This window comes from Psychroserpens citreus (genome assembly GCF_055686305.1).
Map to the genome: position 1 here is coordinate 380,642 of NZ_CM145999.1, position 22,796 is coordinate 403,437.

Genomic DNA, 22,796 nt, shown 5'->3' on the forward strand with positions numbered 1-22,796 from the left:
TCAAAATGCCTTCTAGAAACACATTAGCATTGGTTTTCTCCGGACTTATAGTAGCAGGCTTCTTTGTATCTGGAATTTTGGGTATTTTAGACTACCTCATTGTAAAAGCCATTTTATTCACAGCCTTTGCAGCATTAGCTGTGTATCTTATTTTGATGGTTTTAAAAGATTCTGAAAAGAAAAACCACCTTAAGTAGTCAGACTTAAAGTGGTTCATTAACATTTAAATAAATATCTGTGATAAGTGTTTATTTAAAAAACTTAGTGATGTCCTTGAATTGACTTTCTTCAATACTATTTTCATCAAATATAGATGCTAACTCCATTATTTTATTGAAATTCATATCGTCACCCAAGACTCTTACAACGACAAAACCTGACTCGTTTGAATTTCCGAGGAGAATAAACTCATCAACATTATCGCCATCGCCAATACATTTCACAACGAATTTTCCATCGGTAGAATTCCCTCCACGCATTAATTCTTCGTATTTAGGGTCTTTTAGAATGGTTTTTACTTTAGCCAATTCTATATCCATCGTTTCTTTATTGCTTTCGTCTACAACAAAAGCTAAAAGACTTAATTTTTCTATAGACTCATGCGCCTCTTTTTGCGCTTCAGTTAATTGATCTTCATCAATCTTAAGCATACTGGTTGGTACGTCTAAGCTTGTAAATCCTGGTGCTAGCTCACTATCTACGTAGTAAGATTGTAACGATAAATTTTGGTTGCAACTTTGTAAAGTCACAACCAAAATTACCATCTTGATTATTGTTTTGATTGATGTATGCATGTCTTATTTTTTATCTTTTCCAGCTTTCTTTAACTGCTCTCCTCCTGGCATATTCATTTGGTTTGTCAACTTAGAGATTTGTCTTAAATCGATATCACCTGTTAATGATAGCAATACCGTTTCTACTTCTCTTTTCTTACCATTAATGGTAATATCTTGACCATTAGTTAACTCTTTCAAACCGTTAACGAACATTAATAGCTCTTTTACATGGTTTTCGTCTTTTCCTTCTTTCACATAAAACTTAACCGTTTGATCTCCATCTTTAATACGCATCAACTCATCTAATTTTGATGTTTTTAAGTAACTTGATACAGTAGCTTTCATATCGGCAGAGATGCTAGCATCTCCAGTTGTGAATACTTTAAGTCCAGTGATATTTTTTGCCATATCAATGTACTCTTGAGCTTCAGGATCATCAACATCTACGCCCATTGTAGCGAGCATTTTAAACATTCTTTGATTTACGATAACAGACATTACTTCTTCATTATCTTCATATTTATCAAAGATACTCTGACCAAAAGAGACTGTTGATGTTAGTGCTATTGCAAGGATTAATATTAATTTCTTCATGATTTCTAGTTTTTACTTTTTTTGTTCTTTTTTACTAATTTGTTTGTTGTTTTAGCAAATTCATTGATATGATTTACTTTTTCGGTACCTTTTTCAAAATTGGTAGATACCAGACTCAATGTGCCTACGCTACTTGCCCCATCATTAAAACTTGTAGACAAAAGCGATAAGGCATTTTTGGTTTGATTGTAAGCTTCTAATTGTTCTGCTGTGTAAACAACTTCAGGAGTTACAGGACCGTTTCCAAAAACATTCGGAATTAAAATTCCTAACATAAGAACCGCAACTGCTGCGACAGAAATCCATTGATAGATATAGCTTTTTCTAGGTTTTAATGGAACGTCTTTTGTATATAGTTCTTGTTTTGTGCTGTTAAAGTATTGAAACATGAATTTGTACGACTCTAAATGGGGAGCGACCTCTTCTTGAGCAAAATAATATTTGAGTCTTTGCTCCTCTTTTAGCGTTGTTTCGCCATTGTCATACTTTTCCAGTAATTGTTCTATACTATTTAATACCATAGCGATGTGTATTAGTTAATTTTTCTCTTATTGTTTTTCTAGCTCTTGATAACGCGACTCTAATGGCTGTAGGGTTCATATCTACTACTTTTGCTATTTCGTCAAAGTCGTACTCTTCTATATCTCTGAGCTGTAATATTATTTTTTGTTGTTCTGGTAATTCTTCAATTATTCGTGATACCCAATTAACGCTATCTTTTGCTTCTACTTGTTTTTCTAGCGGTGTATTGTTCTCTTGATAATTACTATGAACAATTTTCAAATTTTGTGCCTGTTTTGATTTTAGTCTGTCCAAACAAAAATTCTTTGTCATGGTCATCGAAAAGGCTTCTACATTTTTATATTCAGCTATTTTCTCTTTATTACGCCACAACTTCATCAAAATTTCTTGCGTTGCATCTTCAGCTTCTTCGGTAGAAACTAGAAGTCTTTTTGCTAAACGAAAGACTTTATCCTTAAAAGGCATTACCAATTTTGTGAAATCAGTTTGTGTCATTTTTGGTTTGTTAGTTTAAAACAGCTGATTATTTCTGCTTCTTATAGTTACGACGAGCCTATTTCAATTTTGTTACAACACCTATTAAATTTATTTTAATTTGTCATATTAATACAGCCTGTATTGAACGTAGTCGAAGTGTCGAAATGTTTACAAATAGTTCCCAACTTTGTTCGAACAGACAAAATAAAGGTGCGCCTAAAATTTTTTAATTTACAATAATGTAAGTAAATTTAGAGTTTACTAGACAAAGCTCTTATGAGCTTGTTATTAGGTTTGAAAAAGAAAATTAATATCATATTTCTAAAGTTCTTATCGTTTTGCTAGCGGTTTGTATTTTACTTCGGAAATTTTAAAACACCCAATAATGATAAAATTATTAAAGATTAGTCTCCTACTACTTCTTTCACTATCAGTGACTAGCTGCTTTGAAGATCGAGATGACAATGCCGTATCTGCAAGTGAAATCAACGACTTTGTATGGAAAGGCATGAATGCAGTCTATTTATATCAAGAAAATATTCCAGATTTAGCGAATAACCGCTTTTCGTCTAATGGTGAATATGCCGATTATTTAAACAGTTTTAACACTCCCGAATCATTATTTGAAAGTTTAATCTACGAAAGAGAAACTGTAGACCGTTTTAGTGTTATCATTCCAAATTATATAGAATTTGAACAGTTACTTTCTGGAGTTTCTAAAAGTAACGGTTTGGAATTCAATTTCTACTTTAAGCCTGGAAGCTCTACAGAAGTGTTCGGAATTATACGCTTAGTACTCAATAATAGTGTAGCAGATAATTTAGGATTACAACGCGGACAAATATTCGATGCTGTAAACGGAACAGCTTTAACTGAAGATAATTTAGGTAGTCTATTAAACCAAGATACCTATACGCTTAATTTTGCAACTTATGATGATAATGGGACAGAAACAGTAGATGATGACACCATAGTACCAACAACAGATAGCCAAGAATTAACAAAACAAACGTATACCGAAAACCCAGTACATCAAGCCGATATTATTGAAGTAGACGGAGAAAATGTAGGCTATCTAGTCTATAATGGGTTTAATGCAAGTTTTGTAAACGAGCTCAACGATGCATTTGGAGAATTTCAAGCCAATAACGTGCAGCATTTAGTACTCGATTTAAGATATAATCCAGGAGGCCGAATAGATGTTGCATCTTTTTTAGGTAGTATGATTACTGGTCAGTTTACAGGTGATGTGTTTTCTAAATTATTTTACAACCCAAATCAGCAAGCAGCTAATAGAGATTTTGATTTCGTCAACAGTTTTAATGGTAGTACAATTAACAGTTTAAATTTAAATAGAGTTTATGTGTTAACAACCAATCGTTCAGCTTCTGCAAGTGAATTAGTCATTAACAGTTTAAGCCCTTATATAGATGTGGTACAAATTGGTGACACCACTACAGGAAAGACTCAAGCTTCAGTAACCATTTATGATTCACCAGAATTATCTCCTGAAGATATCAACCCAAACCATACTTATGCCATGCAACCTTTAGTTGCAAATTCGGTTAATGTTAATGAAACTGAAGTACCATCTTCTGGTATCATACCGGATATAACTTTAGTAGAATCACCAAGAAACTTTGGCACTTTAGGCGATGTTAACGAACCGCTTCTAGCTTTAGCTTTAGCTTCTATTGAAGGTTCTGGGCGCATTAGTCCGTTTACACCTAGTGAGTTTCAATCTATCAAAACCAATATCAATATTAAACCTTATGAAGAAGCCATGTATATTGATAATGATGTGAACTTCGATCGTTTAGGTTTAGAATAAAAAATTAAAAAAAGCCACTTAAAAGTGGCTTTTTTTAATTGAATTCTATAGTACTTTAATTAAAGTAAATACCACTAGGAATAATATCTAAAGTCACTGAGTCTACAAATGAGTTTGTATTTAGTTCATAAATATACAACTCACCATTACTTGTAAAATCTACAGCATCTACTCCATACAACATAGAGTTTCTAACTGTCATACCATAAAAATTAACTCCTGATAATTCTGCAGTTGTAGGCAAAGTTGTTGCCGAGCTATCCATTTTAAAAACAGAATCGCCAATATTATAATATAAAGAACCATTATCAAGTGATAAAAAATTAGGATGTTCTGTTGTTCCAAAATCTATTGATGTTACGCTATTATCGCTCGTATTAATTTTGGATAACATTCCTCCTGTTTCATCACCTGTCCAAGCTGGTTTCCCACCAGACAAGACCCATAAGTTTCCTGTACTATCCAATTGCAAAGAATTTGGAACATCACCAACAGTAATGGTTGTAACTACTGTATTTGAACTTGCATCTACAACTGATACGATATTATTTTGACTAAAACCACCTTGATGCGCCACATAAAGTGTATTTCCGTTAGATACGATTTCTTCTGGGCCTTCTTCAACAGTAATTGTTTGAGCCTCTAATGTATTAGTAGCTAAATCAATGACAGCGAGATAATCATCAGTAGCAACTCCACCATCTCCCCAATTGGTAACATATCCTTTACCATTAGCAAAGGCTATAAATCTTGGATTATTTAATCCTGTGTTAATCGTTCCTACAGATTCGAAAGTGTATCTATTAACGATTTCAATTGAGTTAGAGACATTTAAAACGATATAGGCTAAATTTCCATTGAAAGCAATACTTTGCGCTGTATCGCCTAACGGACTTGAATTAACTGTACTAAAAATGTTATTTTGAGTAGTCATCAAATCAAAAGACACAAAAGAGACAGACGCATTTCCTTGCCCGAAGTTTCCTTCATGCGAAATTAATATCCCATTTTCATAATCGCCTAATGGCACATTAGGAGTTGTATCATCATCGTTACTACATGAGGTTATCATCAAAGCGATCGATAAAAAAAGAAAAGCAATTTTTTTGGTATTCATGATTTAAAATTTAAGTGTTAATTTAATATTGAAGTTTCTATTTGGCATTGGTCGCAATGCTACATTTTCGTAATAAGTATCGTAAATATTATTAATTCTGAAATCGGTAATGTATATCAATTCTCCTTTAGTTTTGAATGCGTATGACATTCCTAAATTGCCAACATCAAATCCATCAAGAGTATCTCCTATAATAGCAACATCACCATTATATAAATGCTGATAAAAGGCTGAGAACGACTTATAGTTGTAGGATAAATTAGCATTGACTTTATGAACAGGCACATAAAACAAACGCTGATCTTTTTCAACATCTTCGGTTTCTGTGTAAGAATACGCAGATGATAAGTGAACTATATGATCTTGAAATTGCTTTTTTAATTGAACTTCTGCTTCTAATCCATAATGCTTGGCATTCGCAATATTAACAGGATTCCAATATCCAGAGTTATTATTTGGTCGCCATTGGATTAAATCTGAAGTTTCTATATAAAAACTATTCAGTTTTATATTGATATTCTGAAATATTAATTCGTGCCCCAAATCTAGTTGATAAGACGTTTCAGGCTCTAAATCTAAATTACCACCAGGATTCCAATACAAATCGTTAAACGTAGGCACTCTAAAGTTTTTTGAAGCATTGAATTTTAAAGTGTATGGTTGCAATAATCGATAACTTAGATCTCCTGAAAATACTAACGGACTTTTAAAATCTGAAATAACATCTTTTCTAAGATTCAATGTATACTGAAGCTTAGCTGATGGACGATGGCTTAGAACAGCAGTTGTAGAGAAGGCATTTCTTTTAGGATCATTAAAGCTATTGCCCTCGGCAGTTATATAACTATAATCTGTAATTAGACTTAGGGCTAATCGCTTAGAAAATTCACGCTTATAATGATATTTTACAAGCCAAGTATTGGCTTTACCTTCAGAAAAATTATCTGAATTTTTATTTTCAAAATACTTGAACTGCTCTAATAAATGTACAACTTTCAGGCTAGATGTGTAGAGTTCTGCAATGTGAGCCCATTCGAGCATACTACGAAAATCGTGGGATTTGTATTTACTATTTGAAGGCGCCAATAATGTCGATGAAAACTCACGGCTACTCTTGAAATTTTGATGATAGAGTTTAAGCACATCTTTATCGGTCAATACATATCCTAAATTAAAACTAAGGTCTAAGTTATCAAAAGCGCCATTATCATTTCGTCTGTTTGTTCCCAAAAACTTGTAGTCATTATCAGAATCAACATAAGCCACTCCCATACTACCTGCCCATTTATCTTTTCCGAAAGACGAGTTATACGTTGCATCTTTAGTATTAAAACTGCCGTATCCCAATTGCACCTTGTGATTAAAATGACTTTGAAAATCAAAATCATTAGATAAATGAATTGTCCCTCCAATAGCACCACTTCCATATTGGACACTTCCTCCTCCACTTCTAACACTTATAGTATTATAATTTGACGATGAAATCGTATTAAAATCAACTTGTCCATTAAGCTGCGAATTAATATTTATGCCATTCCAAATAACTGCTGTTTGAGAAGCATTAGTACCTCTAAACGATGGAGAAGACACCATTCCATAACCATTTTCTTTGAAATATAAGTTGGAATTAAAGCGTAAAACATTAGTCAATGATGCATTATTCTTTCTTAATAACGAATCAGACAACACCGTAAGTTTATAACCATTAGCGTAGCGCTTGAGTTTCACATCACTCAACACAACTTCATCCAATTGCTGAATTGAATCAGTAATTACTTGAGCTTGCGCTATATTACCTATCAGCAATACTAAATAAAAAAAGGCTATACGTTTCATACTTCAAATACTTTTCTCCCGAAAGTTATTTTGATTATGAATTAAGGCAGGTCTCCTGACTTGCGTCTTGTTATTGGTCTTCCCAGAAATATTTCCAGTGACAATGAAGGTAATAACAAGCATTATAGCTTACAGTTGCGGGAACAGTTCTGGATTTGAAAATTAGTATCGCACCAGATTCCCTTTTAATCTAGTTGTATAATCAACTAGAACCTAAATTCACTGCGAAAGTAAACATTTTGTACTTGTATTCCTTGAAAACTTGAAATAATATTACTTTTGGAGAAAACAATTAAGTTTTGAAACAACTATTATTTCTTCTAATGATTTGCTTTGCATTATTTTCTTGTAAAGAAGATAAAGGACTCTCGAGAACATTGCCTCCTCTTGAGACAGTATCAAAAACTACTGCTTTAAAACATGCCGAAGGTTTCTCAATAAATTCTTCAGGAAATCATAAAATTCTAACTGTAAAAAATCCATGGCCCAAAAGTGAACAAAAATTCAAATACGTATTAATTTCTCAAAAAGAGGCGGCCAAAACATCATTCTCAAAAGACCAATATGATGGCATTATAATAACGCCTATTCAAAAAATCGTAGTAACCTCAACCACTCACATTCCTGCTTTAGAGCTCCTTGGCGTGGAACAAACACTCGTTGGATTTCCGGGTACTTCTTATATTTCTTCTAAAAAAACTAGAGCAAGAATTGACAATGGAACTATTAGAGAACTTGGTAAAAACGAAAGTATTAACACAGAAGCCTTATTAGATATACATCCAGACATAGTTGTTGCCTTTGGAGTTGATGGTACAAATAAAAGCATGGAGACTATTAAAAAGGCGGGAATTCCAGTTATTTACAATGGCGATTGGGTTGAAAAAACACCTTTAGGAAAAGCTGAGTGGATTAAATTTTTTGGTGTGTTATATGGCAAAGAGAAGGAAGCAGATTCTATATTTAATCAAATTGAGGCAGATTATTTAGAAGCCAAATTGATTGCTCAAAAGGCATTAACACAACCAACTGTACTTTCTGGAGCGATGTATAAAGATGTGTGGTATTTACCCAATGGCACCAGCCCTGAAGCACAACTATTGAAAGATGCGAACACTAATTATTTATGGAGTGATACTAAAACCACTGGTAGTTTATCATTAAGTTTTGAAGCTGTTTTTGAAAAAGCTAAAGATGCGCAACTATGGTTAAGTCCATCATACTATACAAGCTATACCGATTTAAAGACTGCAAATTCTCATTATGCTGAATTTGACGCATTTCAACATAAAAATATGTATACGTTTTCAAATACTATAGGTGAAACTGGCGGGATGACGTATTATGAAATAGGTGCGGCAAGACCAGATTTGGTACTCAAAGACCTGATTAAAATTTGCCATCCTGAATTACTATCAGATTACGAAACGACATTTTATAAACCTTTAAAGTAATTGCATAAAACATATACATATTCGTTTGTTATTTTAATCGCAGTATTGCTGCTTTGCTTTTTAGTTAATATTAGTCTGGGTTCAGTAAGTATTCCGGTTTCCGAAGTATTTAATAGTCTTTTTGGTATGTCTGATAATTACATCATCCAAAATTACAGATTACCAAAAGCATTAACTGCCATATTAGTTGGCTCTGGCTTAGGTGTTTCTGGTTTACTCATGCAAACTTTATTTAGAAACCCTTTAGCTGGTCCATTTGTACTTGGTATTAGTTCTGGGGCAAGCTTAGGTGTGGCTTTGGTTATTTTAGGCTCTGGACTTTTTGGAGGTGTTATAGCTACCGTTTTGATTTCTAAGTGGAGTATCATCATCGCTGCAAGTTTAGGGAGTTTCTTGGTGCTTCTCGCTGTATTATTAGTATCCTCAAAAGTGAGAGATACCATGGCGATATTAATAATAGGGTTAATGTTTGGGAGCATTACAGCTGCAGTAGTAAGTGTTCTAGCCTATTTCAGTTCAGCCGAACAATTGCAACAATATATCTTTTGGGGTTTTGGAAGTTTAGGTAATTTATCATGGCATGAGCTCTTTATTTTATTTATGATTTATGCTTTAGGAATAATTTTGACGATTATATCTATCAAAGCACTGAATTCCTTATTATTAGGAGAAAACTATGCTAGAAGCCTAGGGCTAAACATAAAGCAAAGTCGATTAATTATTATTTTAGCTACAAGTTTGCTTGCAGGAACCATTACCGCATTTGCAGGACCAATTGCATTTATAGGCTTGGCTATTCCACATATTGCTCGGCAAGTATTTCATACATCTAATCATAAAATATTGCTACCCGCTGTATTTATTTTTGGAGCTATCGTTATGCTCATATGTGACAGTATTGCCCAATTGCCTGCAAGCGATTATACCTTACCCATTAATGCGATAACTTCCTTAATTGGAGCTCCTATTGTAGTATGGTTACTAGTTAGACAACGAAAAATGGTATTTTAAATGGAAAAAAACAATGCTCATATCATTTTAGAAACACAGCAACTAGCTATTGGATATACATCGAAAAACAATACATCTGTAATTGCAGAGAATATCAATATTGAACTCAAACAAGGAGAGCTCATAGGATTAGTTGGCGCAAATGGTATTGGTAAATCAACTTTATTAAGAACACTTACGACGATTCAACAACCTTTAAATGGTAACATTATTTTAAACGGAAAGTCACTAGGCAATTATTCTGGTGTTGCATTAGCCAAAACCATGAGTTTGGTATTGACTGAGCAACTCTTATCAAAAAATTTATCAGTTTATGAATTAATTGCATTAGGGAGACAACCCTATACCAATTGGGTAGGCAACCTTACAGAAAAAGATATATCAGTCATTAACAATTGTATAGAACAAACTAACATTTCAGATTTAACCCATCGTAAATGTTATGAATTAAGTGATGGACAATTACAAAAAGTGATGATTACGCGAGCACTGGCTCAAGACACTAATCTCATTATTTTAGATGAACCTACCACACATTTAGACATGTACCACAAAGCCTACATTCTAAAACTATTACAGCAATTGGTTAAAGACACGAATAAAACCATATTATTCTCTTCTCATGAAATAGATTTAGCGATTCAATTATGTAATACTATGGTTGTCATGACCAATAACAGTGTAATCTCTAACTCGCCATGTCAACTTATAGAGCAAGGTGTCTTCGAAACCCTTTTCCCTGAAGATTTGATCAGTTTTGATAATAAAACTGGGAGTTTTAAAGTGAAGAGATAGATATTTTATTTAACCAACTTTACACCATCTTGTCCATTCATAGTAAACTCAAATGTACGTTCATGGCTTTCCCAATTAAGCGCAAACTTGGCGTCGGTTTTTATTTTAACATTTAGCACAAGTTGTGGTATAGGGTCTTTTTTAGATCCCATGTTCGAAACAAATTTATCATCAATAACAACTTTCCCATTTATTTTCCAAGGAAAATTGGCATGGCATTCAAAAAAAGTAATATGAATATTTGGAATCCATTTTCCACCAAAATCTGGGTTTACGGCGCGATAAGTTCCTGCGACCTTAAACTCTACACTATAACAATTGACTCCAGCAAAGTTATCTAACTTGTAAGTTACTTTATCAGACGAAAAGTCCTCAGCATACTCATAGTTTTTCCAATCACTATCTTTGGACGATAGTACTCGTGTTGTTGTCGCCGAAGTCACAGCCTCTGCTTTAGAATCCTTAATAATATCCCAAATAAATTTTGAAACTTTGATTGCATCATCAACTTTAGACTTACTTAACATTGGAGGTCTAGCAACAAGGCATTTTTCTTCTTCAAAATTTAGTTGTTCTAAGGTTCCTTCCCGAAATGAAATTTCTTCGTCATTAAGAAAAACTGTTTCTTTGTATTCTTGGCTTTGTTCTTGTGACATGATTCTAAACTTTAATTATTTATGTAAAATACTATTAATTAATGTCATTATTTCAGAAAGCAAATACCCAATTATTAAAATGCGTATTTGTACCTACATGTAGAACAAAAAGCAACAAAATCATTAATTATTAATTTATATTAAACACCTCAATTACCTATCTTTGGTTAAATTTCTAATTACTTTATGAACGACAATCTTATACTCATTCTCGCTATTCTTATTTCAGGAGGTCTTGGTGCTTATCTTGGTATGCTTTTTATTAAACTGAAAAGTAAAAGTGAACAGAGTACCTTAGAAGAGCGTCAGAATCAGATGTCTTCCACTATTGAAGAACTAAAACACAAGCTATCAAATTTAGAAAGTGAGCGTGAAGCCATAAGACGTGAGAAAGAATTTTTAAATACAGAGTTGGCACGAAAAAACACGGAGTATGAAAACCTTCAGCAACAAAACCTTAAACGTGATGAAGAATTAGAGGAACGCCAAGAGCAATTGCGAAAAGATTTTGAACTATTAGCTACTAAAATATTGGATGAAAAATCTGAAAAATTCACACTTCAGAATAAAGAAAATATCAAGAACATCTTAAATCCGCTACAAGAAAAAATTCAAGTATTCGAGAAAAAAGTTGAAGACACTCAAAAAGAAAGCATCTCTATGCATTCAGCCTTAAAAGAGCAATTACTCGGATTAAAAGACCTTAATCAACAAATGACTAAGGAAGCCACAAACCTCACTAAAGCTTTAAAAGGAGATAGTAAAATGCAAGGTAATTGGGGCGAATTGGTATTAGAGCGTGTCCTTGAAAAATCAGGATTAGAAAAAGACAGAGAATATTACGTTCAGCAGAGTTTTACATTAGCTGATGGTACGCGAGTACTTCCTGATGTAGTTTTACATCTGCCTGATAATAAAAAGATGATTATTGATAGTAAAGTATCATTAACCGACTACGAGCGTTATGTCAATGCCGATGAAGAAGAGCGCACTTTGTATTTAAAAGCGCATATCAATTCTATAAAAAAACATGTAGATCAATTATCTGAAAAAAACTACCAAGATTTGTACGATATCGAGTCGCCAGATTTTGTATTACTTTTCATTCCAATAGAACCTGCTTTTGCTGTTGCCATCAATGAAGACAACTCTTTGTATAACAAAGCGTTTGAACAAAATATTGTTATAGTAACTCCTTCTACATTATTGGCAACACTCCGCACAATTGACACGATGTGGAATAATGAAAAACAACAACGAAATGCTATTGAGATTGCCCGACAAGCTGGAGCATTATATGATAAATTTGAAGGCTTAGTTAAAGATTTAACTGGTGTTGGCAAAAAAATTGACGATGCAAAACGAGATTATTCTTCTGCCATGAATAAATTGGTTGAAGGTCGTGGTAATTTAATTACTAGTGTAGAAAAACTCAAAAAAATGGGAGCAAAAGCTAAAAAGTCACTTCCAGAAACTATTATTAAACGTGCAAAAGCAAGTGAATAAGTATGACGTATAAAACAATAGATTCTTCTCGGATTAGTATTTCAGAATTAATGCAACCTTCTCATTCTAATTTTGGAGGTAAGATTCATGGAGGATATATATTAAATCTTATGGATCAAATTGCATTTGCATGCGCATCTAAACATTCTGAAACCTATTGTGTAACTGCTTCTGTGGATACCGTCGATTTTTTAAGTCCGATAGAAATTGGACAACTCGTCACTATGAAAGCCTCTATTAACTATGTTGGTCGTACCTCTATGGTTGTTGGTATTCGTGTAGAATCTGAAAATATAAGAACTGGTGAAATCAAACATTGTAATTCGTCTTATTTCACAATGGTTGCCAAGGACGACAATGGAAAATCTGTTGAAGTTCCTGGATTGATCATTAATGATAAAACTGAAGTAAAACGCCTACTGAAATCAATAAAACGTATAGAAACAAAGCGCTCTAGAAAAAAAGAGTTTGACAGCGTCAATTTTTCGCACACCGATTATCTTGAAGAACTACAAAAATATCGTGTAAAAATAGAGCTTCCCGATAATTAAAAGTGTACTCTAAATACCGCATTAGGTGTTAAGCCTAGAGAGGTTTGAGTGGTCTCATTGGCAAATCCATCAGAAACCCTATAAAACTTATTAATTTCATTGTCTTTATTTAAGACATTCCAGATTGAAATTCCAATATCTGCTTTTGTAGCATTTGATAGTTTAAAGTCATAAAGTGCAGATATGTCTACACGTAAATAATCATCTAATCGACTAGAATTAGTGGCTTCAAAATTCACAATATCAGTATCTATTTCATTTCCTGCAATAGGTTCGGTAGTAGGTTGTCCAGAGCGCCAATGTAATCCTAATGCTAACTTAAAATGCTCTAAAGTATAAGCAGATCCAAAGGTTATAGCATGTGTAATATCAAAATTGTTTGGAAAGTTCATTTCGGGTAAGTCTTCAAATGCATAATCACTTTTCATATATGCATAACTCATCCAAAAATTGAAGTTTGAAATTTGCTTTCTCAATATAAAATCCAAACCATATGCATCATAACTTCCAATCGTTCTTACAAACTCATATTGATTTAAAAATCCTTGACTTTGACTAGTAATCCCTTTAACATATTTATAATAGCCATCAACACTCGCTAACCAGCCTTTTTTACTATAACTCAAACCTAAAGAGGCTTGTTTACTTCTAAGAACAGGAATATCTTTATCATTTGACAATTGCCATCGTCTTTTTTCAATTCCTAAGAAGTCATTCTGAAAATTAATAATCTGAGAGGTGTTTTGATGTTTGAGTTCACCTAAAAACTCAACCGAAAAATCATCCAAAAATTGATGCGTAATAGTAAGTCTTGGCTCAAAAATATGCTTACTAAACTTATCAATATAATTATGTCTCAAGCCTATATTTAAATTGGTTTTTCTAGACTTGGATTTATAATCTATTTGAGAAAACACACCATGTGTTCTAACAACTTCAGATACTAACGATCTAAATCGTGGAGTATCTACGTCATCAACATTGGTGATTTCTGTCTCTACAAAATGATAACCATTTCGCCATTGAAACTGCTCATTCCATTTATAATTTGCTATAAATTTCGCACTAGTTTCAGACACTATGTTTTCTTGTAAAAATCGCTGTTCTTCTGACACATTAGCATTGATAGCTTTTAACTTATAATCGGTTTCATAAATTTCAAGTGCTGTTTCCCATCTATCATTCCATAATCTATTATAATGAACAGCTCCAGCAATACTTTGCTGTCTTAAACTACTTTCTTTAGAAATTTCAGTAGCATTAATTATTGAGTTTTCGTTAAATCGCAACTCATTATTAGCATTCAAAAAGTTAACCTGGAGTTGATCATTTTCAGTAATATTATATAGCCAACGCAAAGACATATCATAAAAATCAAATTCTTGATCTGAATTTATAAGGTCATTCATATTTTGGTCTACCTCAGTATTTTGAGATATTCTATCAAAATAATTAGAGTATGTTGGTGTTTCTGCAATATCATTTACAGATTTCCGGGCTGCCAATTGGATAGATGATTTTTCACTAAGTGGAATATCTGCAAAACCATTAGTGTCAATAAAATTAAGTCCTAAACTCCCTTTAAACTTGTTGTTTATTTTGGAGCTAGTTTCCATAGATATAGTTCCAGAAACACCGTCTGTTAATTGAATTTCAGAACCATTTTTAATCACATTGACCCGTTGCGTAATTTGTGGATTAAACATTGATATTAATCCGAAAAAGTGACCAGATTGATACATTTTGATGCCATCCCACAAAATTAAGTTTTGATCATGGGTTCCGCCTCTAATATTGATATTAGACACTGTTTCATTGCTGCTTTGAATACCAGGAAACGCCTGCGCAGCCTGCAAAACATCAGTATCAATAAGCCCAGGTAAAATATCAAACTGCTTAAAATCGATTTCATAAGTTCCGTTATCTAGTTTATTGATACCTCTTACAATAAATTTGGAAAGAATTACTTCTGAGAGTTGTTGTAACTCAAACGGTTTTTCCTTTAAACTCACTAGAATAAATGTCCCATCTAAATTCTCGAAAGTAAATTTGGTATTTGCCTCTAAATATGTCAAAACATCCTCTAAGGTAAGACTTTGAGGAGGCAAACTTATAGTGACATCTTCAATACTATCCTCAGCATAATTAAATTGAATATTGAACTGTGCTTGTAGCTGCCTGAATACTTCAGACAAAGGTAATTTCTTTGCGGTCTCTTGAGCATTTATTTCAAAAGAAAACATCATAAAAAGGAAACATAAAAAATATAGTTTATTTTTTATTGTCATAGATTATAATGTCATTAGAGGCATTAGTTTTATAGGACAAACTCATAGGCTGTGTAATTGATAATAATGCATTATCTATATCATCATGGATAAAACCACCTGTAAACAAACGGTTAGCATCAACTTGTTCTATAGAGATTATTACACCATACTGACGCTCCATTTCAGCAACCACGGCTGTAAATGGAATTGCTTTGAATGTACTTCTATTTTGAGTCCATTCTGGTAATACTTGAGTTATTTTATCTTGGCTAAACTTATTATTCAATACTCTATAGGTATCTCCTGCTAATAATTTTTTAGTAATATCATTGGAAGTGACACTCACAACCCCTTCAAAACATTGCACTTCGAAATAATCCTGTCGCTGTTTTACGTTAAACTCAGTACCTACAACAGTTACCACACCTTGAGTTGTGACAACTTCAAAAGTTTCACCTTTTGCAACTTTAAAATAAGCTTCTCCGTCAAGATGCAAACGTCTATTTATATCCCAATTAGAAACCTTGTATTCAATGGTTGACTCTGCATTTAGAATCACTCGAGATGCATCTGGCAGTTCTATTATGGTTTGTTCACCAGCAATAGTTTGCACATGAGTGAGGTTATTATAAAAAAACGTGAAATAAACCCCAAATGCAATGACCAAAACACTAGCAATTTTCAACAATGGTCTAAACCATTTTGATGTTTCCTTTGTAGGTTTCTTGTTTTGATAATACGATTGAAAGGCCTCAAAAGTTTTAGGTTGAGAGAAGTTGGAAGCCTTAAAATGTTTTGCATTTTCTATGATGGCTTTTTCCATAGCAAAGTCATCGCCTTGCTCAAACACTTGTTTTTCAGCAGGTGACAGTTCATCATTTAACCATTTTTGTAAGAGATCTTTTCTATCCATACATCCGTCTTCTAAATATATAACAACTTCAATTTCATTTCTCCTGACTATTTTATTTTAAATCCTTCTAATTCTTTTTTCAGAATATTAAACGCACTATAGATTCGGTATTCTACCACCTTTTTTGTGACACCAAGCAAATCAGCAATCTCTTGATGTTTCTTGCCGTCAACCTTATTCATAAGAAAAGCGACACGCTGTTCTTCGCTTAAACCTTCTAATACTTTTTTATAACGCTGAAGATATTCTTCTTGTTCTAAAATAAATTCAGGAGTTTCATTAGTATGAGATTTAGGTTGAAACTTTTGGTGATTGAGTACGACCTTATTATGCTTAATATCATTGAGCACCATATTATTTGCAACGGTAAGCAAAAACGACTTTGCTTTGCTTAATGGCACTTTTTGGCAATTATCCCATAATTTGATAAAGGCATCCTGTGCTTTATCCTTAGGATTAAATTGAGCTCCATATTTGTAATATAGGAAATCATGAATATCCTTTGAATACCTATTATATATATGCTCAAAAACTTTGGCATCACATATATTATCTTGAAGGTCTTTAGGCAATTGTCCAATTTTAGATTCTAAAGGTAAATAAATATTTATTTTTTTTCAGGAGTTTGTAAAGTTGAGTTGTTGTATATTAAAATGCATTAGATATAACCAAATGCAGAATTTATGAAATCAACAATTAAAATAGTATTTATAGGTCTTCTTTCATCAATAATGTTTTTTACATCCTGTAGAAAAGAAGAAACTGAGCTAATTGAAACTCCGCCAGAAGACCTTTTAACACCTAGTGCTTTAGTTACTAATTTAATGTTAAGAACAGCTACTAACGACGGATCTAATGATAATATCTTGGATTTGGCGAATTGTTTTAATATTCAACTTCCAGTCACTGTCACAGCCAATTCTATTGAAGTTATTGTTAATTCTGAATCTGATTATGCCTTAGTTGAATCCATTTTTGACAATTCTGATGACGATACAGACACCTTAGTTATAACTTACCCAATAACGATTATATTTAGTAATTTCTCTGAAATTATTGTTAATAATGAAACAGAGTTAGCAAATTTTGCTGCTACATGTAATGGCGAAAATATTAGTGACGAGGATATTGAATGTATTGATTTTGTGTATCCATTTTCAGCATCAATTTTCAATATCGAAAATGAGCTAATCTCTACAGAAATTTTCAATAATGATAACGAACTCTACGTATTTATTAATGGTATTTCTGAAAATGACATCATCACCTTAAACTTTCCAATATCAGTAATATTATCTGATGGATCTCAAGTTGAAGTGAACTCTTTATCTGATTTACAATTTATTATCTCAAACTATCAAGATGATTGTGATGAAGATGATGATTATGATTACAATGACGACGATTGTGATTTTTGTACTCCTGAAGAATTGGAAACCATATTAATTGATTGTCCAGATTGGGAAGTAGATAAACTTGAACGTAATGACACCAATTATGATGATGCCTATGATGGCTATCTCTTTAATTTCTTTAGTGATGGAACACTTTCAGTGTTTTGGAATACAACCACAGTCTACGGTACTTGGTCTACTTCTGGAACTGGTAATAATATTACGGTAGATATCAATATTCCTGCTTTACCACTTTGTAACTTGAACTGGAACTTACATGAAATTGATACAGCAAGCAGTGACACTAAAGTTGATTTAAGAGAAGGTGATGATGATAGATTACGCTATGAAAACAATTGTAATTAATCATATATAAAATAATTAATCATGAAAAATACATTTTTTTACGGATTGATGCTCATGTTAAGTTTCTCATTAATGTCATCAACATGTTCATCAGACGACGATGACGGAAGTCCAAATGACAACAGTATAGAAATCACTGAAATTGAAAACACTGTAATTTCTGGAACATGGCAAATTACAAGCTATATAGACTCTGGAGATAATGAAACAAATGATTTTAATGGCTATGATTTCACTTTTGAAACTAATGGAACTTTAACTGCAAACAATGGCGTCACAACATACACAGGTACTTGGTCTGTTACTGATAGTAGTAGTAGTAGTAGTAGTAGTGACGATATTGACTTTAATATATTCTTTCCGGTTTCCGAAGATAATGACTTTGAAGATTTAAATGATGATTGGGATATTGTTATGTATTCAAGCACTGTAATAGACTTATTAGATGTAAGTGGCGGAAATGGAGGAACAGATATACTAACATTTGAAAAAAATTGAAAAAGAAAATAGGGTTAATTATTAATAATTAGGGATTTTAAATTGTTATGAAAATAAACTGCTTTGATGTTGAATTATTGAAGCAGTTTATAACCCAAAAAAACTAAAAACATGCGAGAACGTATTGCTTTGATTATCACAGTAATTATTATTGGTATTGTTGGATATAATTATATCTATCAAGACCATAGAGATGTAGAAAGTGAAACTGCCGAATACACCGTTTTAGCTACAGACATTGCTCAGCAATTTTCAGAAAATTTAAGCATTGCAGACACTAAATACATTAACGTTACTATTAAAATTTCTGGTAAAGTATCAGAGATTGAAAACAATACAATTACGCTTGAAGATAAAGTCTTTTGTCAATTTACAAACTCATTTAATAAAACCGTAAATAACGATTCCTATCTTGTAATTAAAGGAAGAGTGATTGGATATGATGACTTATTGGAGCAAGTAAAATTAGATCAATGCATTATTAATTAACACCAAATACAATAGAACTATGAAAACAAATTACATTACTAAAACATTATTTACACTAGTTACAATAGCCTTTGTGAGCGCTAATAGCTATGCGCAATTTAGAATTGTAGAGGTTGATCCTGCTGCAGACACAGTAACGATTAAAAACTTTGGAAATACAACTGAAAATGTTGGTTCACACAGACTGTGTAGTCTCATTACCTACAGAACGTTATCTTCACAGACTACCATTGTTGAAGGTTCATTTAATCTAGCTCCTAATGCAGAAGTCACTGTATCAATAGCTGGCAATTGGTTAAATGACTCTGCTGCCGATTTAGGCTTATATCTTCCAACAGGAAGTTTTGGAGTTGCAGCAAATATGATTGATTTCACTCAATGGGGAAGCGGTGGAAACGGACGAGAAGGTCTAGCAGTATCTAACGGATTTTGGACGGCTGGTACATTTATAAATGTTGCACCTCCATATCAATTTAATGGTGGAGCTACTGATTTTGGGGTAGGCTTTTGGGATACGCTATTAAGTGTAAACGATCTTAATACTTTATCAAATCTAAATCTTTACCCAAACCCAACATCTACTGTATTACATATAGAAACACAAAACGATGCATCTGACTTAACATACCAAGTGTTTGATGTTTTAGGAAAACAAATTATTAGTGGAAAAGCTATGGAAAATGGGCTATCTCAAATCGATGTTTCAAATTTAACAAATGGGCTGTACTTAATACAAATATCATCTGGTGATGCATCTGAAACGAAACGTTTTGTCAAAAACTAAATTATATCAATAAGCCAAATACCAACAATTGGTATTTGGCTCTATTTAAAAGATTATTTCTCCTCTAAACTAAATAAGTGCTTGCATTAGCTTCGCTATTTAAACAGAAGCGCAACATATATTAATATTCTAATTTATTCTCTATGAAAAATTTATTCATACTCATACTCTGCATCCCTATTTTAGCGATAGCTCAAAATGATTTATTAGATGAAATTGATATAAATACTATTGACAATCAATCGGTTAGCGCAACATTTAAAGGCTTGAAAATTGTTAATTTTGAATCTACTAAACTTGTTGCCAAACAAGAATTCACATTCATAGTATCACATCGATTTGGAAGCATTGAAAATGGATTTGACAGCTTTTTCGGACTAGACGATGCTGTTACACGTTTAAATTTTGTTTATGGAATTTCAGACGGTTTTAATGTGGGCATTTCTCGAAGTTCTTTTCAGAAGATTTATGAAGCTTCTGCGAAATATAGAATCTTTAGACAACAAAATAAAGGCTTTCCATTTACAATTGTGGGTTTTAATTCCATACTAATTAATACTGCTTTAGAGGAAGATAACTTACCAAAACTAGAATTTAAACATCGTATTGGATATACTGCTCAATTATTGATTTCAAGAAAAGTAAATACTAATTTCTCAGTAGAATTGGCTCCAACTTTTTTTCATGACAACTATGTACAACAAAATAATCAAGACAACTCACAATTTGCTCTTGGGTTTGGAACCCGTTATAAACTATCCAAACGATGGTCAATAAATGCTGATTATGGTTGGCATTTAAACAGAACTTCTCATTCTCCATTTAAGAATCCGTTATCTATTGGCTTCGACTTAGAAACTGGCGGACATGTATTCCAAATGCATTTTTCCAATGCTCAAGCTATGAATACTAATGGTTTTATTGGCCAAGCAACCGGTGACTGGAGCGATGGTAACATCTATTTTGGATTTAACCTTAGTCGCGTATTTTAAATAAAAAATTATGAACAACACATCTAAACTATTTGTTTTATTAGCAACACTATTATGTAGTTGTACTAGTGTAAGTGAAGAAGACTTAATTGATGCCACACCTATCCCAACTGTAGTATCTTATAATGATAATGTAAAATCTATTATTGATAATAACTGTATTTCATGCCATAATAACCCTCCAATTAATGGAGCTCCAATATCATTAATAACTTATACTGATGTTAGAACTGCTATAGAAAGCAATGATCTAATTGCTCGAATCTCATCTAATGACCAAGGATTTTTAATGCCTTTTGGAGGGCCGCGTTTACCACAAAATTTAATCGACATCATCGTACAATGGGAAGCAGATGGTTTATTAGAAAACTGATTTTAAAATTCAAAAAGTAGCTATGAAAAATTTATTATACTTATTATTCGTATTAAGTTTTACCGCTTTTTCTCAAAACAAATACATTACCAAAACTGGCACAATAGATTTTGAGGCTTCAGTGCCTTCATTTGAAAAAGTAGCTGCAAAAAGTAATTCAGCAACTGCAATAATGAATGTCGAAAATGGAGACATAGCAGCTCTTTTACTCATTAAAAGCTTTAGGTTTAAAAACGCATTAATGGAAGAGCATTTTAATGAAAATTATGCTGAATCTGATCGTTTTCCAAAGGCAACCTTTAAAGGAACAATAGAAGAATTTGATAATAAAAACATACAAACTGCCTATGTACTAAATGGAACGCTTACATTTCATGGAAAATCAAAATATATAGAACAAATTGCTATAGAGTTTCAACTAAATAATGATACAATAGTTATCAAAGGTAACTTTAAAACAAAGGCATCTGATTTTAGTATTGACATCCCAAAAATTGTACGGAATAAAATTTCAGAAGATATCATAATCACATTCGATTTTGAGCTCAAACAGAAAAAATAACAATCGATGGTAATTCTACCATTTTAATTAAAAAAAAGCCATCAAAATAAAATGATGGCTTTTAAAATTATCTCTATATTTTATTGTTTAACAAAACGTTTAGTAATCGTTTTGCTATTAGTAGAAATTCTAACTAAATATATTCCTGAATTCCAATTAGACACATCTATAGAAGACGTTAAAGTATCTAAACTTCTTGTATATACTTTTTTCCCAAGAACATTATAAACCGTAATATTTGCATTATCTAAGTTTTGAGATAAATTAATATTGAGTTTAGATGTTGCCGGGTTTGGAGAAATTTCAAATTCACTTTTAGCCTCAATAGTACCAACACCTAAAGTTAAAGACGCTGTAATATTATCAAGATCTAAAGTTGAAGAAGATCCTGGAAAATCATCAACATCTACCCATGTAGGCACACTACTACTTAAAATCCTCATGGTATTAACAGCAGCTAAAACTTGTTCAATAGTTACAGAACCAGAACCACCAACAGCTGTAAAATCAGCCGCAGAAATTGGAATTGAAATAGATTGCCATCCTGATCCTGCAATTACATTAACAGCATTAGTTGTACAAATTCTACGTCCGTTAGGTCCTTGAAAAGCAACACGCAAGTTTAAATCGCTCGTTGTCACTCTAGCATCAAATTCGATAGCAACAATTCCCTCACTTGTAAAATCACCTGACCATTGAGCACCAGCATTAAAAATAACCATTTTACTTCCTGCATATGGCATGTTTTCAGGAAATATTGCCGTATAAGTCAAATAATTATCCTCTCCACCAGCTGGTCCTCCTCCAGAAACATGAGCTGGAGGTGATACTGCTGAACCCGGACTACCAATAATCCAATTCTGAGTTGTTGTGTCACTTTGAAAATCATCAACCTGGCCTCCAACTACTTGAGAAAGAGCAAGTGAAGTGGTTAATAACAATGATAAAAAAAGTAGTTTTGTTTTCATAATCTATATTTCAATCGAGCTCATTATCATATATATACATCAACAATGATTCCAAATTAAC

Annotated in this window: 25 protein-coding genes and 1 riboswitch; of the genes, 14 read left to right on the top strand and 11 right to left on the bottom strand. The window is 32.7% G+C overall.

Annotated elements, in window-relative coordinates; genetic code table 11:
- The first annotated feature begins 5 nt into the window (after window positions 1-5).
- Window positions 6-197, top strand: a complete 192-nt coding sequence (locus ACTU6T_RS01845; protein WP_460219560.1) for a hypothetical protein — start codon at window positions 6-8, stop codon at window positions 195-197.
- Between the two features lie 51 nt (window positions 198-248).
- Here ACTU6T_RS01845 and ACTU6T_RS01850 read toward each other — a convergent pair whose 3' ends face one another.
- The 4 genes from ACTU6T_RS01850 to ACTU6T_RS01865 are packed head-to-tail and all read right to left on the bottom strand — an operon-like array spanning window position 249 to window position 2,387.
- On the bottom strand, window positions 249-794 hold the full coding sequence (locus ACTU6T_RS01850; RefSeq protein WP_460219561.1) for a DUF4252 domain-containing protein: 546 nt from the start codon (window positions 792-794) through the stop codon (window positions 249-251).
- A 3-nt stretch (window positions 795-797) separates the two neighbouring features.
- Window positions 798-1,370 (bottom strand): DUF4252 domain-containing protein, encoded by a 573-nt coding sequence (locus ACTU6T_RS01855; protein ID WP_460219562.1) that lies wholly within the window; start codon window positions 1,368-1,370, stop codon window positions 798-800.
- A gap of 5 nt (window positions 1,371-1,375) precedes the next feature.
- Complete coding sequence (locus tag ACTU6T_RS01860) at window positions 1,376-1,891, bottom strand: hypothetical protein (RefSeq protein WP_460219563.1); 516 nt, start codon at window positions 1,889-1,891, stop codon at window positions 1,376-1,378.
- The gene (locus ACTU6T_RS01865; RefSeq protein ID WP_460219564.1) at window positions 1,878-2,387 is read right to left on the bottom strand and encodes an RNA polymerase sigma factor; all 510 of its coding nucleotides are present in this window, start codon (window positions 2,385-2,387) and stop codon (window positions 1,878-1,880) included. Before ACTU6T_RS01865 ends, ACTU6T_RS01860 begins: the two co-directional genes overlap by 14 nt.
- Before the next feature lie 367 nt (window positions 2,388-2,754).
- Here ACTU6T_RS01865 and ACTU6T_RS01870 point away from each other — a divergent pair, with 367 nt between their 5' ends.
- Complete coding sequence (locus ACTU6T_RS01870) at window positions 2,755-4,200, top strand: S41 family peptidase (protein ID WP_460219565.1); 1,446 nt, start codon at window positions 2,755-2,757, stop codon at window positions 4,198-4,200.
- Between the two features lie 55 nt (window positions 4,201-4,255).
- Here ACTU6T_RS01870 and ACTU6T_RS01875 read toward each other — a convergent pair whose 3' ends face one another.
- The gene (locus ACTU6T_RS01875; RefSeq protein ID WP_460219566.1) at window positions 4,256-5,317 is read right to left on the bottom strand and encodes a YncE family protein; all 1,062 of its coding nucleotides are present in this window, start codon (window positions 5,315-5,317) and stop codon (window positions 4,256-4,258) included.
- Window positions 5,318-5,320: 3 nt separating this feature from the next.
- Window positions 5,321-7,153, bottom strand: coding sequence for a TonB-dependent receptor plug domain-containing protein (locus tag ACTU6T_RS01880; protein ID WP_460219567.1), 1,833 nt, complete (start codon window positions 7,151-7,153; stop codon window positions 5,321-5,323).
- 28 nt (window positions 7,154-7,181) lie between these two features.
- A riboswitch (cobalamin riboswitch) is annotated at window positions 7,182-7,385 on the bottom strand.
- Between the two features lie 67 nt (window positions 7,386-7,452).
- Between ACTU6T_RS01880 and ACTU6T_RS01885 the strand changes: the two genes are divergently transcribed.
- From ACTU6T_RS01885 to ACTU6T_RS01895, 3 genes are read left to right on the top strand one after another with little or no spacing between them, the layout of a single operon-like run.
- Window positions 7,453-8,607: an ABC transporter substrate-binding protein gene (locus ACTU6T_RS01885; protein WP_460219568.1), complete on the top strand. Its 1,155-nt coding sequence runs from the start codon at window positions 7,453-7,455 to the stop codon at window positions 8,605-8,607.
- On the top strand, window positions 8,608-9,618 hold the full coding sequence (locus ACTU6T_RS01890; RefSeq protein WP_460219569.1) for a FecCD family ABC transporter permease: 1,011 nt from the start codon (window positions 8,608-8,610) through the stop codon (window positions 9,616-9,618).
- Entirely contained in the window at window positions 9,619-10,413 is a 795-nt protein-coding gene (locus ACTU6T_RS01895; protein WP_460219570.1) for an ABC transporter ATP-binding protein, read from the top strand.
- A gap of 5 nt (window positions 10,414-10,418) precedes the next feature.
- On the opposite strand, the gene ACTU6T_RS01900 is transcribed toward ACTU6T_RS01895, so the two are convergent.
- Window positions 10,419-11,069: a hypothetical protein gene (locus tag ACTU6T_RS01900; RefSeq protein WP_460219571.1), complete on the bottom strand. Its 651-nt coding sequence runs from the start codon at window positions 11,067-11,069 to the stop codon at window positions 10,419-10,421.
- Window positions 11,070-11,255: 186 nt separating this feature from the next.
- Between ACTU6T_RS01900 and ACTU6T_RS01905 the strand changes: the two genes are divergently transcribed.
- Window positions 11,256-12,575 carry a DNA recombination protein RmuC gene (locus ACTU6T_RS01905; RefSeq protein WP_460219572.1) on the top strand — a complete coding sequence of 440 codons (1,320 nt, stop codon included), beginning with the start codon at window positions 11,256-11,258 and terminating at the stop codon, window positions 12,573-12,575.
- Between the two features lie 2 nt (window positions 12,576-12,577).
- A complete protein-coding gene (locus ACTU6T_RS01910; protein ID WP_460219573.1) occupies window positions 12,578-13,126 on the top strand; it encodes an acyl-CoA thioesterase in 549 nt (182 codons plus the stop codon).
- On the opposite strand, the gene ACTU6T_RS01915 is transcribed toward ACTU6T_RS01910, so the two are convergent.
- Genes ACTU6T_RS01915 through ACTU6T_RS01925 form a run of 3 tightly spaced genes read right to left on the bottom strand, consistent with a single transcriptional unit; the run spans window position 13,123 to window position 16,881 of the window.
- Window positions 13,123-15,372, bottom strand: coding sequence for a TonB-dependent receptor plug domain-containing protein (locus tag ACTU6T_RS01915; protein WP_460219574.1), 2,250 nt, complete (start codon window positions 15,370-15,372; stop codon window positions 13,123-13,125). The two genes, ACTU6T_RS01910 and ACTU6T_RS01915, sit on opposite strands and share 4 nt — an antisense overlap.
- Before the next feature lie 25 nt (window positions 15,373-15,397).
- Window positions 15,398-16,309 (bottom strand): FecR family protein, encoded by a 912-nt coding sequence (locus ACTU6T_RS01920; RefSeq protein ID WP_460219575.1) that lies wholly within the window; start codon window positions 16,307-16,309, stop codon window positions 15,398-15,400.
- Between the two features lie 47 nt (window positions 16,310-16,356).
- Complete coding sequence (locus ACTU6T_RS01925; protein WP_460219576.1) at window positions 16,357-16,881, bottom strand: RNA polymerase sigma factor; 525 nt, start codon at window positions 16,879-16,881, stop codon at window positions 16,357-16,359.
- Window positions 16,882-16,992: 111 nt separating this feature from the next.
- On the opposite strand from ACTU6T_RS01925, the gene ACTU6T_RS01930 reads away from it, so the two are divergent.
- The 7 genes from ACTU6T_RS01930 (at window position 16,993) to ACTU6T_RS01960 (ending at window position 21,767) form a co-directional block, all read left to right on the top strand.
- Window positions 16,993-18,069: a hypothetical protein gene (locus ACTU6T_RS01930; RefSeq protein ID WP_460219577.1), complete on the top strand. Its 1,077-nt coding sequence runs from the start codon at window positions 16,993-16,995 to the stop codon at window positions 18,067-18,069.
- Window positions 18,070-18,090: 21 nt separating this feature from the next.
- Window positions 18,091-18,567 (top strand): hypothetical protein, encoded by a 477-nt coding sequence (locus tag ACTU6T_RS01935; protein WP_460219578.1) that lies wholly within the window; start codon window positions 18,091-18,093, stop codon window positions 18,565-18,567.
- A gap of 111 nt (window positions 18,568-18,678) precedes the next feature.
- Window positions 18,679-19,056 carry an OB-fold protein gene (locus ACTU6T_RS01940; protein WP_460219579.1) on the top strand — a complete coding sequence of 126 codons (378 nt, stop codon included), beginning with the start codon at window positions 18,679-18,681 and terminating at the stop codon, window positions 19,054-19,056.
- Between the two features lie 19 nt (window positions 19,057-19,075).
- The gene (locus ACTU6T_RS01945; RefSeq protein WP_460219580.1) at window positions 19,076-19,840 is read left to right on the top strand and encodes a T9SS type A sorting domain-containing protein; all 765 of its coding nucleotides are present in this window, start codon (window positions 19,076-19,078) and stop codon (window positions 19,838-19,840) included.
- Window positions 19,841-19,983: 143 nt separating this feature from the next.
- Window positions 19,984-20,832 (top strand): DUF5777 family beta-barrel protein, encoded by an 849-nt coding sequence (locus ACTU6T_RS01950; RefSeq protein ID WP_460219581.1) that lies wholly within the window; start codon window positions 19,984-19,986, stop codon window positions 20,830-20,832.
- 10 nt (window positions 20,833-20,842) lie between these two features.
- Complete coding sequence (locus tag ACTU6T_RS01955) at window positions 20,843-21,205, top strand: hypothetical protein (RefSeq protein WP_460219582.1); 363 nt, start codon at window positions 20,843-20,845, stop codon at window positions 21,203-21,205.
- A gap of 22 nt (window positions 21,206-21,227) precedes the next feature.
- Window positions 21,228-21,767: a YceI family protein gene (locus ACTU6T_RS01960; protein WP_460219583.1), complete on the top strand. Its 540-nt coding sequence runs from the start codon at window positions 21,228-21,230 to the stop codon at window positions 21,765-21,767.
- An 80-nt stretch (window positions 21,768-21,847) separates the two neighbouring features.
- Here ACTU6T_RS01960 and ACTU6T_RS01965 read toward each other — a convergent pair whose 3' ends face one another.
- Window positions 21,848-22,735: a T9SS type A sorting domain-containing protein gene (locus tag ACTU6T_RS01965; RefSeq protein WP_460219584.1), complete on the bottom strand. Its 888-nt coding sequence runs from the start codon at window positions 22,733-22,735 to the stop codon at window positions 21,848-21,850.
- Window positions 22,736-22,796 lie beyond the last annotated feature (61 nt).

Bases quoted from the DNA above. Each gene is read 5' to 3' on its own strand.
- ACTU6T_RS01845 (WP_460219560.1), top strand. From the start codon at position 6: ATGCCTTCTAGAAACACATTAGCATTGGTTTTCTCCGGACTTATAGTA.
- ACTU6T_RS01850 (WP_460219561.1), bottom strand. From the start codon at position 794: ATGCATACATCAATCAAAACAATAATCAAGATGGTAATTTTGGTTGTG.
- ACTU6T_RS01855 (WP_460219562.1), bottom strand. From the start codon at position 1,370: ATGAAGAAATTAATATTAATCCTTGCAATAGCACTAACATCAACAGTC.
- ACTU6T_RS01860 (WP_460219563.1), bottom strand. From the start codon at position 1,891: ATGGTATTAAATAGTATAGAACAATTACTGGAAAAGTATGACAATGGC.
- ACTU6T_RS01865 (WP_460219564.1), bottom strand. From the start codon at position 2,387: ATGACACAAACTGATTTCACAAAATTGGTAATGCCTTTTAAGGATAAA.
- ACTU6T_RS01870 (WP_460219565.1), top strand. From the start codon at position 2,755: ATGATAAAATTATTAAAGATTAGTCTCCTACTACTTCTTTCACTATCA.
- ACTU6T_RS01875 (WP_460219566.1), bottom strand. From the start codon at position 5,317: ATGAATACCAAAAAAATTGCTTTTCTTTTTTTATCGATCGCTTTGATG.
- ACTU6T_RS01880 (WP_460219567.1), bottom strand. From the start codon at position 7,153: ATGAAACGTATAGCCTTTTTTTATTTAGTATTGCTGATAGGTAATATA.
- ACTU6T_RS01895 (WP_460219570.1), top strand. From the start codon at position 9,619: ATGGAAAAAAACAATGCTCATATCATTTTAGAAACACAGCAACTAGCT.
- ACTU6T_RS01900 (WP_460219571.1), bottom strand. From the start codon at position 11,069: ATGTCACAAGAACAAAGCCAAGAATACAAAGAAACAGTTTTTCTTAAT.
- ACTU6T_RS01905 (WP_460219572.1), top strand. From the start codon at position 11,256: ATGAACGACAATCTTATACTCATTCTCGCTATTCTTATTTCAGGAGGT.
- ACTU6T_RS01910 (WP_460219573.1), top strand. From the start codon at position 12,578: ATGACGTATAAAACAATAGATTCTTCTCGGATTAGTATTTCAGAATTA.
- ACTU6T_RS01915 (WP_460219574.1), bottom strand. From the start codon at position 15,372: ATGATGTTTTCTTTTGAAATAAATGCTCAAGAGACCGCAAAGAAATTA.
- ACTU6T_RS01920 (WP_460219575.1), bottom strand. From the start codon at position 16,309: ATGGATAGAAAAGATCTCTTACAAAAATGGTTAAATGATGAACTGTCA.
- ACTU6T_RS01930 (WP_460219577.1), top strand. From the start codon at position 16,993: ATGAAATCAACAATTAAAATAGTATTTATAGGTCTTCTTTCATCAATA.
- ACTU6T_RS01935 (WP_460219578.1), top strand. From the start codon at position 18,091: ATGAAAAATACATTTTTTTACGGATTGATGCTCATGTTAAGTTTCTCA.
- ACTU6T_RS01940 (WP_460219579.1), top strand. From the start codon at position 18,679: ATGCGAGAACGTATTGCTTTGATTATCACAGTAATTATTATTGGTATT.
- ACTU6T_RS01945 (WP_460219580.1), top strand. From the start codon at position 19,076: ATGAAAACAAATTACATTACTAAAACATTATTTACACTAGTTACAATA.
- ACTU6T_RS01950 (WP_460219581.1), top strand. From the start codon at position 19,984: ATGAAAAATTTATTCATACTCATACTCTGCATCCCTATTTTAGCGATA.
- ACTU6T_RS01955 (WP_460219582.1), top strand. From the start codon at position 20,843: ATGAACAACACATCTAAACTATTTGTTTTATTAGCAACACTATTATGT.
- ACTU6T_RS01960 (WP_460219583.1), top strand. From the start codon at position 21,228: ATGAAAAATTTATTATACTTATTATTCGTATTAAGTTTTACCGCTTTT.
- ACTU6T_RS01965 (WP_460219584.1), bottom strand. From the start codon at position 22,735: ATGAAAACAAAACTACTTTTTTTATCATTGTTATTAACCACTTCACTT.